We start from the raw sequence: 9478 nt of genomic DNA on the forward strand, positions 1-9478 counted from the left end.
ACGAACTCGCATAATCGAAAACACACAGCAATAGGCATAAGAATGACTTACGAAGCATGGCGCATTTCTTTCCAAGACAGTGAGCAGGCGGCCCGCGCGGCCTTCAATATGGCGACACAGCACTTGGATAGTCGCGGCTTTTTGGCGTTAGAGTTGGTTGAAAAAGACCAGGCGATTGAGTCCGCGCGGACGGTGCTGCAAATGGCAGACGAACCCGACTTAGAAAGCCCCGATCCTGACGATTTGGCCAACCTAAACGCGGCCATTTCTGAGGCGCTTGGCCTGCTGGATAAAGCCGTGCTTATAAGCGCCAGCGAGGCCAAGCCAGCCCGTAACGGCATGGATCACGACTACGCCAGAAAGAAACTGGCGATATTGCTGCGTGACGTAGGCAACTTTAACGGCGATGAATTTTGGCGTGAAATGTCGCGGTTGGCGGCAGGCGCCACGGGCCAGGAGCACGCGGAAGGCCTGCAATGCGAGCTAAAGAGGGCGCGTGAAGCTGAGAAGGCATGGGAACAGTCCATGATGGCCATGCTGGGCACCGATGGCTTGGGGGCTGCTGAGATAGCGATAACTGCCCAGCAAACCCGCATCAAAATCATTACCCGCAACATGGAACGCCTGCTTGAACTGGCCCAGGCCCAGCAAGAGTGGATCGACGCGGTGCCGCAAGATACAACGCTGCCTGCCATGCCGGGTTATAGCCGCGATTGTGCCGACACCATCGTGAAAGAGTGCGCCGACGAACAGCCCGATGAAATCCGCAATCACCCTGCATTTGAAGGGTACAAAGGCGCCAATGACTTCATCATCAACCAGCTAAACGACAGCCTGCGCCAGTGCCATAAGCATATTGAGCTGCTGACCGCCCAGCTTGTCCGAATCAGGATTGTTCACCATTCCGCTTATGCGAGCCACGACGAACGCTTAGCCGCGATGCAGGAGGCGTTAAGCGCCCGGCCATCGCTGACGATCCTCGCCAAACGCGATGAAGAAAACTCCCGCAAGGGCTTCTGGTGGGGCTTTGAACGCGCCCGGATGCAGCCGGAAAAAAGCAATATTTTAGAGCAGTGGGAAGACGTAAAGCGCCTGCGCATCCCGGCTCAAGAGGTTGCCCAATGATCCCCTTAACCGAAGCCCTCGCTTGGAACAAACAGAACCCGGATCAATCCGTGTCGGCCTTCGCTTGTCGCTACCCAGGGCAGTATGGCGAAGCCGCTGCCGCCCTGCGTGAAGTCAGACGAGTTGAGCGCCAGCAAGCCGAAGGTGAAAAGTAATGGCCAAGGCTCGCACTATTCATATCAGGGGCAATTCAGCCAATAAATTCATGGCCCTTTTGATGGTTAATGATAAGGGTGAAAAGGCGCTGGAAAACACGTCCGGCCCGATGCGTGAAGCCATTGAAGCCGAGCTTGAGCGCCGCAAACCCAAAGAGGGCAGCCAGTAAACCAGCCAGCCCTTAACCGCCAGCAGCGCCGCGCTCAAAAAGTCACCGCTAAAAAGCGCGCCGCCAAAATGGATCAAGCGCAGTATCACGCCTACCAGAAGCGCGCCCGCATGTGGTCGAAGGGGCAGCGTCTAGTCGGGAGACATATTGGCGATGAATTTGAGAAGAAATGGGAGTTTGTCGGCCCGCTTACGCCTTCACGTAAGCAGTCGATTAAAGAGTATGCGCTGCACGCCCCGATGCGCTGGAACGTCACCGCTTATTGCGTGTGCAAAACAGACGATGGCCAGCGCTATGTTTCTGAGCGATCGGCAACGTGCGGGCAAGCAGCCACACCCGCCGAGCTGACCGACCTACGCAATGAATTAATGCAGTGGGCACGCGATGACGTGAACACGCGCCACATTTGGGACGAGTATTTTTTAATGGAGTGTTTAGGATGAATGATGTAGTGACGCCTTCGCCAGTCAAACAGTTTGCCAAGCTATTCAACGATACCCCCCACGGTCAAATACTGGTCAAGCTGTGTACCTCGCACAACGAAGACGGCCCGGAAGTGCGGTTCTTTTTCCACCCACCTGGGCTAGGCGAGTGCTCAGTGGCTTTTGCCTGTGATGATACGGATGCCGGTTGGCGCGTAGCCGAAAAAGCCTTTGCAAAGGTCGATGAAGAAATGGCCATCGACGTTGTTGGTTCCGGCTCCGGTTCTGGAAGCCTAATTGACGACCTCAAGGCGAGCATAGGGCTTGATCCTGATTCCACGGCATTCGACAGCAGCGATGCCAAAGATCAACGCATTGCCGAACTGGAGCGGCAAAACGCTCACTTGCAGAAAAAGGTCGAGGCCACTGCCGTTGATTACCATGAAATTCACGAGCAGCACGACCAGCTAAAGTCACTGTATTTTCAGCGTGGCCAGCAGATCGAGCAGCTTACGGCGCATATTGAGCGGATCAAAGCAGCTTGGGAGGAGAACGCAGACAGCTCGGTTTGTGCAAATCTTACTGATGCTATGGAGCCAGTTCTTGACAGCTCGCCATCTTCCACCAGCCTCGCCCACCGTGATGCAGAGACTATTGCCTCTCTGGCTTTCCCTACCATGCTTCGCAAGATGTGGTCGGGTGGCGAGGTGCAGCAATGGCTCAATGAGCAGGCGCTAGAAAAGCGCCGCCAAGCCGAAGGTAAGTGACATGGACACCAAAATAATCAACTGGAAAGAACGGGCCGAAAAGGCAGAGCAAGAGCGCGATGCTTTAGCGGCGCATGTAGAGCAATATGCTGCATTCGTTGAATACGTCCGCACGAGCGTTAAGCGAAACGGTGAATACGCACCCTTAATCACACAAGAAATGGATGAACTACTGAGGGAAACACCCGCAACATCCCTCACCCGCCGCGAACTGTTAGCCAAAGCAGAGGCGCTAACTGATATGGCGGAGGAAATCAGGTGCATGCACCCCGAGGCCTCCATTGACGATGTATCTGCCCACCTATCCCTGGCTGGCGGAAGGCTGCGCAGTCGAGCCAAAGAGATTGAGCCCTACAGCGCCCTACAGCACCCGACACCAGCCGACAGCGCCAGCGATAAGGCAGTATGGCCCTACCCCGCGCCAGGTGAAAAAAGGTCGATAGATGGGATTGAAGGGGGCAGCAAGTGATCAAGCCCATAAGGCTCTACGCCTATGCCATCGCAGTGGCAGCGCAAGGCCAGCCGGTAAGCGCCATGATAACCGTGGCCATGCACTGGCTCATGTTCACTGTTTTTGAGGTGGCCATCGAGAAACTGATATGGGGTGAAAGCTTCCAGCACTGGCTAGACCCCATATTTAACGCCTGCTTTATCGGCTTTGCGGGCATGGTGGTGTGGCAGTGCGCGGTATTCCAAACGGTCAGAGTCGAGGGGTACGGCGATGAATAACGAACATATCGCCAGTTACCAAGACTGTCTGGTGATTCATCGAGACGGCAGCGAGCGCGTTGGCCGCTTGGGGCGTCATCGGGATACGTGGAACCTGGCTACCTACGTGGGCACCCTCAAGTACGGTACCTGCTGGCCATTAAAAGATGTGGTCAATGCCATACCTATCGGCACCAAACACCAAGAGTTTCAAGCGCTTTATATGGGCGTTTTTGAGCCAGTGATTGAAATTGCCCCCGGTGTCCCGGTCAAGACGCCTCATGGCATAGGCCAAGTGGAGAGCCTTTACCGTCAATGTGCGGGCAGTCGCGACTGGTGGATCATCCACGTTGACGGTCTGCGTCGCTGGTATGCCGAGCATAACCTGGTGGCGCTGCATGAGTCTGGCAAAGGGGGTGGCCATGCTAAGGCGTAGGCTAAAGATGGCGCTGTTGGCTTTTAGAAAGCCCGAGCTAGTGGCGCCTGCTCTGACAATTTCCAGAGCGGTGGTATTTAACGGTGAGGTTGGCGGCACGTTTGTTGTTAAGCGGGCCGATGGGATAACCCAGTATTTTTCTTACACAGTGATCGGCAAATCAGAACGGGATACCAGAAAATGGCCAAACTAACCAAAGCAGAAGCCGCCTGGGTCAAGAAATGGCAGGCAGTCATGGATGAGTGCCCAAGCAAGCGCATACAGGCATTCACCGTCGGTGATGATGAACTGCACCTGTTTGACGGCAGCAAGGAGGATGCAATACAGGCCGCGCTCGACGGACGTGGCGGGCCTTCGGACTTTTGCCAAGCCGTCGCCCATGAGGACGCTGAGCTTGGCCAGATACGGTTCCCCTTCCCTGTTCACTCGACTGCTGGATAACGCCATGGATATCACCGATACCCCCAATGACTACACCGCTTACCAGGGTGAAGTAGACACGACCTGGTTGCGCCAGCGAATTGACCATGCCATGGATAACGTGAGCGACCTGGTGATACCTGCTCGCCAGGCCGCCGAGCTTTGCCAGGCCATGGAAGAACGCGATGTGCTAAGGGATATGGCAGACAGCTACCGGGAAACGCTGGCGCTGATAGCCGAAGTCACCGGGATGCCTAAAGAGCCGCATCAAGGCTTTCAGCATCGGCTGGTAGACCACGCCAGAACGACAGCGGAACATGCCGTGCGCTTGAATGCCAAGCTACGTGACATTAACGACTCGCTTTGCGGCCACGGCTTCGAGGTGGCCAATCACCACCTAAACGGCGAGCTTGAGTGGCTAGACAACTGGTTTGAAGAGAACGATTGGGAGCCGGAGGACGTAGCCCTTGACATACCGATTGTTATTTGCCCTACCTGCTGCTACGTGCAGGCCGCAGGAACGGAACAGTGTAGGGAGTGCAAGGCGCCTGTACCCGGTACCAACGGAGAAGTGCGCCATAACGCCCGAGCGCGCGCCGCTGCGTTGCAGTGGGTGCTCGAAAAGGACGTAAGCCACCAGAATATGCCTTTCATGATTGACCGGCTAACCGCCATTGCAGACGGTAAGCGCCAGCCCTGCCCTTGCATAGGCATGATGTGCCGTGGCTGCCCAGACTGCCAAGGCATTGCGGGGCCGGAACAATGAACGAACGCATTATTGAGCGCATCAAGAAGTGCCTGGCGCACGGCAGTAACAGCAATCCCCATGAGCGGGCTAACGCTTTGCGTCAGGCCCAAAAATTGATGGACAAGCACGGCCTTTCCGAGCTGGATATAACGCTCAGTGAGGTAAAGGCCCAGGTCGTGGACGCCGGGGCAGGCAAAACGCTGCCCAGCTATGTCGTGATGCTGGCGCAAGCCATCGGTCATGCCTTTGGCGCCGAAATGATTATTCGAACTCGCCGTTCAGGTCAGCGCTGGAAGGGTTATATCGAATACTACGGTGTGGGGAGCGCTGCCGAAGTAGCAGGCTATGCCTTTGATGTGCTGAGGCGCCAGCTCAAGCGGGATCGGCAAGCCTTTATGGCCACGATTGATAAGCGCCGCTTGCAGAAAACGAAGACGCGCAAGGGCGACTTGTATTGCATGGGCTGGGTAATGACGGCTATCGAGATAATCAAGCCCCACGTACCCAGCGATAAGGAGAAGGCGGTAGTAGCGGCCTATGCTGCCGACAGATGGCCAAAGCCGTTAGAAAGCGCCAAAACCATTGACCGGGTAACGGGCGCCAAGAAAAACGATAACGATTATAGCGCCATGGAAAGGGGAATCAGGGACGGTGAGAAGGTTCAGTTTCACCAGGGCGTCAAGGGTACCGAGCAAGCCCGACTTACCGCCCCCTGAAAGGCCAATAATTCCCATAATAAGACTGGCTCGCTTCGGCGGGCTTTTTTTTGAGTGATGCGTAGCGCGCGCATTACTTTTCAGGTAACTTTACCCATAAGGTTATTTTGTAAGCGTGCTGGGCCTGAGTGCGCGCAAGTGCCCCCCTTTACCCAAGACCGTTTGATGCCTCGCGTAGGAAAGGGGATCGGCACAATCAGGCAAGCCAGGGTTTTTTAGCTATGTTGTTGCGATCTTTTCCCCGAGTGCCAGTCTTCCTGTGCTGGTGGCGACATTGCAGGGCCGGTGCTGACAGCGGTTATCTGTCAGACCTAACAGCAGGTACCCGCTAGTGGTTTAGCGGGTATCGAAAAGAGGGTGGCTAGTCAGGGAACACCAGCCGAAAGGCGAGCCAGGAGCACCCACCGCCCTCTTTTCGATACGGTTGCCATGCTGTGTCGACTCCTTGTTGAGGCCTTGTTGTACCGTTCCCGTTAGAAGCTTAGCGGGTATCGGAAAGAACTTCGCGACCCTGGAATTGTGCAGTCTAACGGCGGAAGGCCGCTTAATAAGGGTGCGGGGCCGGAGTTCTTTCCTTTAGGGCTTATCAGCGTCGCTCGCAGCGCTTAATCAGCGAGCCATCGGTAAGCACTCTGTTCGTAGGTGCCGCTTCTAACCAAGCGGACAAGCCACGTCGTCAGCAGAGTGCTTACCGATGCGATGAATGCGCAGGCTGATGCGCACAGAGGATGCGGGGCGGAAACGGTAGGGAACGCGAGTCTCCCTGAATACAGTTCCCCGATAGTCTCCTGAGTGTAATGGGTAATTGGAGAGCCATGCCGGAAGAAAACAGTACCGGCCATCGTGTCAAATAAGGCCCGTCCTCAAGTAATTTGTCAGCAGCTGTGTCTCTCACGCGGGTATAGGCTGTAAAGGTTAAATGCTGACATAGACTGGGAGGTGGGGCGTGGAGCTAAGCTAGTTAGTAAGCAGTGTTGCGTGACCTGCCCAACGCTAGTGGAGTGAAACGTTCCAGGGGGTTCGATTCCCTGCACGGGCCGCCATATCGGGGAGTGTTTTGTGGGTCGCAATAGCGACAGGAAAAGCCATCAAGCACTCCACCGATACGGCGCCCTGCCCTTTTATCTTAATGTTGGCACTGCGAGAAAGAAAAAAGGGGCGCCTTATCGTTACTTAAAAGCCTGGCTTACGCCGGGTTTTTTTGTGCCTATAAAAAAAGCCCCACCGAAGTGGGGCAAGGCTTGGCAGAAAATGGCCGCTATCACTCCATCGGAGGCTGTGGAGCGGTTTTATAGCGAAATACGGGCGGAGGCATGCGGTAAACGTTCCCCTTGCTTGTACGGCGCGGTTTCTCGCCGGTCACTTTGCGCAGGAACGTGCTGGCCACTGTGGTTTGACTGCGGGTGGGCTTCTCGATGCCTGCATGGATCAGCACCTGGGTCGCTGTCATATCCTGACCTTTGTTGGCGTCGTACTGGTAGACCGGCATACCGTTAGCGTCATAAGTGACGTTGCACTCAAAAGCGCTAACAATCATTTCCTCAAGGGGGTCGACTTGTTCGTAGCGAGTGTTGCTGCCGTTTAGCATTGCCTGCTCCTGGTCGTCTAAGTAGTGTTTATAGCCTTTGCGGTATAAGTGCATGGCTTGCGCCCACACTTGTTGCATGTTGACGCTGTGCTTGCTGTCCAGCGCCAGCACTTCAAGCGTCCACCACCGGCTGTTCCCGGTTGAGTCTTGCAGGAAGTTGGTTTCGTTGACCGATGCAAACAGCGCGGTACGACGCGGGTACTCGCTGTCCTTGCGGTCATAAGGGCGGCGTAGCTTATCGCTCTTGCGCGTAATGAAGGCCTTGAGGCGTGCAATGTCCGACTTGCGGAACGTGGCATCCAGCTCGCCTAGCTCTACCAGCCAGTGCCCTAGCACCGTGGTCATGGAATCCTTATCAGCAGGGTCAAGGTGCAGGCCGTCTGCTACGCAGTCATGTAGGCCGGACGACTCGGGTACCAGTGAGCGGAACCAGCTGGTTTTGCCCAAGTCCTGGTTGCCCGCCATCACAAGCACCGACTTCGACCACACCGTGCCCTCGTTACCGGCTAATGCTGCCGCCCCGACAAGCCACTTGGTGAGCAGCACTTGCGCTAATATTTTGTTTTGCCCTGGGGCTAGCTGAATCGTCTGGAATAGCTCGCCTATAGGATCGGTGCTTTCGTCATAGGGCACTGAGTCGATCCAGTCCATTACCGGGTTGTAGCGGTCTTGGTCAGCCACCAGCTTAACGTAAGCGTCTACGTCAGCAGCGGGCAGCTCATTGCGCGCGCACAAGCCTTTAATCAGCGCCAGCGAGGCGTTGCCCTGGTTGTCCACGCTAAAGTCTTGTCCGGGCACTTTAACGATCACGTCTTTGCTGATTTTGTTGTAGCGCACCTTTACGCCGTACTGTTGCAGCATCCAGTGCAGGTTTTCCGGCGTGGCCAGCGGCTTGCCAGGGCTGGTGCGCTTCTGCATTGGCCAGTTGAACTCGTTTACCACGTCGCTGGCTTCATTCACGTCTAACGCAAACTGGTCGGCATCGCTGCCCGCTTCGCGAATGTCGTCCGCGTACTCCGGGTCATGGTGCAGGCGCCAGTAGTGAACGGCCTTGCCCCACTGCTCGCTAACCTGGCGCTTAACTTCCGCTTCGCCCTGGCGCTGGCGCAGGTCGTCAAAATCCAGCTTTTTATCATCTTCGCTGGTGGGCAGTAGGTAGGGAATGCGGTAGTCCTTTTTAAGGTCTTCCGCTTTCGCCAGGCCCGGATTGCCGGGCACGCCCTGGTCATTGTCCGCTGCGTTGATAACGGGAACGTTGGGGTGCTTCTCCCCCATCGCCTTGGCCACTTCCCCCAGGTTGCCGGAGTCAAAGGCAATGGCTATCGCTACGGGTTCATCGCCAAACGCCTGGCACTGCAAAAGCGAGGCGCCGGTTGCATAGCCTTCTGTCACGACGATGGCATTCAGTGCCTGCCCTTTTTGCCAGTTTTCCGGCATAAGTGGCATATAGCCCAGCTGCTTTTGGCCACCTATCAGGAAACGTTTACCACCTGTGGCGTCGATGCGTTGCAGGTTGATAAGGCCGCGTTGCAGGGGGTCAACCGAATACACAGGCAGAAGCAAGTCGCCCGCTGCCACGATAATGGCGCGATCCATCCATTCGTGGCGTGTGAAGCTGTACAGCCGCCCTCTTAGCTCGCGCGTGGCCACGCGAACGCGCCCCGCCGCCCTTAGCCCTTGCTTGTTGAGCAGGTAGCTATGTGACTCTTCCGGGGTGATGCTGCTCGCCGCTTGCCAAGCGTAGTCCGCTGCCTGGGCAGCCGCCTGGTGGGCTTCGCGCTTTAGCTGCTCGTTCTCGATTGCCTGGCGCTGGGCTTCCTTGCGATGCTCCTGAATCTTTTCGCGATAAGCGGCGTGACGATCAATGTCCACGACCACGTTATCTTTATGGTTCTCAAACGACTTCCAGCATAAGTTACGCGGCTTGAAGTAGACGTTAGAAAGGCGCTGTTTGAAGCTGCCAAACGTGACTTCCGGCCAGACGGTTTCGTCCTTATCTGTCGTCAGGTTGGCGATGTAATACTGGCGCTGATCGTTCTCGCCTTTGAGGTTTTTGAGGTAGTGGCGCTGGCCGTCGAGTACCAAGTCCACGCCGTCAATATTGGCTTCTGCATCGGCGGCAGCTGCTTGCAGCTCCGGCCAGAAATGCGTCAGCATATCTAACGGGTCGTGGTACGGTAGCGCGGCGACATAGTGCGCAAACGTGGATTTTCTGCCAGCCAT

At 56.0% G+C, this 9478-nt stretch carries 11 protein-coding genes; 10 read left to right on the top strand and 1 reads right to left on the bottom strand.

Going from position 1 to position 9478, the window contains the following annotated elements:
* Window positions 1–42 precede the first annotated feature (42 nt).
* The 10 genes from ACT3R7_RS11795 (at window position 43) to ACT3R7_RS11840 (ending at window position 5667) form a co-directional block, all read left to right on the top strand.
* Window positions 43–1125 carry a hypothetical protein gene (locus ACT3R7_RS11795; RefSeq protein ID WP_496199149.1) on the top strand — a complete coding sequence of 361 codons (1083 nt, stop codon included), beginning with the start codon at window positions 43–45 and terminating at the stop codon, window positions 1123–1125.
* Window positions 1122–1280: a hypothetical protein gene (locus ACT3R7_RS11800; protein WP_496199150.1), complete on the top strand. Its 159-nt coding sequence runs from the start codon at window positions 1122–1124 to the stop codon at window positions 1278–1280. The genes ACT3R7_RS11795 and ACT3R7_RS11800 overlap by 4 nt, the downstream gene beginning before the upstream one ends.
* A 238-nt stretch (window positions 1281–1518) precedes the next feature.
* Window positions 1519–1893, top strand: a complete 375-nt coding sequence (locus ACT3R7_RS11805) for a hypothetical protein (RefSeq protein ID WP_496199151.1) — start codon at window positions 1519–1521, stop codon at window positions 1891–1893.
* Window positions 1890–2639: a hypothetical protein gene (locus ACT3R7_RS11810; protein ID WP_496199152.1), complete on the top strand. Its 750-nt coding sequence runs from the start codon at window positions 1890–1892 to the stop codon at window positions 2637–2639. The genes ACT3R7_RS11805 and ACT3R7_RS11810 overlap by 4 nt, the downstream gene beginning before the upstream one ends.
* Before the next feature lies 1 nt (window position 2640).
* On the top strand, window positions 2641–3108 hold the full coding sequence (locus ACT3R7_RS11815; RefSeq protein WP_496199153.1) for a hypothetical protein: 468 nt from the start codon (window positions 2641–2643) through the stop codon (window positions 3106–3108).
* Entirely contained in the window at window positions 3105–3368 is a 264-nt protein-coding gene (locus tag ACT3R7_RS11820; RefSeq protein WP_496199154.1) for a hypothetical protein, read from the top strand. Before ACT3R7_RS11815 ends, ACT3R7_RS11820 begins: the two co-directional genes overlap by 4 nt.
* Window positions 3361–3783, top strand: a complete 423-nt coding sequence (locus tag ACT3R7_RS11825; protein ID WP_496199155.1) for a hypothetical protein — start codon at window positions 3361–3363, stop codon at window positions 3781–3783. Before ACT3R7_RS11820 ends, ACT3R7_RS11825 begins: the two co-directional genes overlap by 8 nt.
* 180 nt (window positions 3784–3963) lie before the next feature.
* A complete protein-coding gene (locus tag ACT3R7_RS11830) occupies window positions 3964–4224 on the top strand; it encodes a hypothetical protein (protein ID WP_496199156.1) in 261 nt (86 codons plus the stop codon).
* A gap of 4 nt (window positions 4225–4228) precedes the next feature.
* The gene (locus ACT3R7_RS11835; RefSeq protein WP_496199157.1) at window positions 4229–4969 is read left to right on the top strand and encodes a hypothetical protein; all 741 of its coding nucleotides are present in this window, start codon (window positions 4229–4231) and stop codon (window positions 4967–4969) included.
* Window positions 4966–5667 (top strand): DUF2786 domain-containing protein, encoded by a 702-nt coding sequence (locus tag ACT3R7_RS11840; protein ID WP_496199158.1) that lies wholly within the window; start codon window positions 4966–4968, stop codon window positions 5665–5667. The genes ACT3R7_RS11835 and ACT3R7_RS11840 overlap by 4 nt, the downstream gene beginning before the upstream one ends.
* Window positions 5668–6928: 1261 nt before the next feature.
* Here the strand turns inward: ACT3R7_RS11840 and ACT3R7_RS11845 are convergent.
* The gene (locus ACT3R7_RS11845; RefSeq protein ID WP_496199159.1) at window positions 6929–9478 is read right to left on the bottom strand and encodes a VapE domain-containing protein; all 2550 of its coding nucleotides are present in this window, start codon (window positions 9476–9478) and stop codon (window positions 6929–6931) included.

It is taken from the genome of Halomonas sp. AOP43-A1-21 (assembly GCF_052376775.1).
GTDB classification, from domain to species: domain Bacteria; phylum Pseudomonadota; class Gammaproteobacteria; order Pseudomonadales; family Halomonadaceae; genus Vreelandella; species Vreelandella colorata.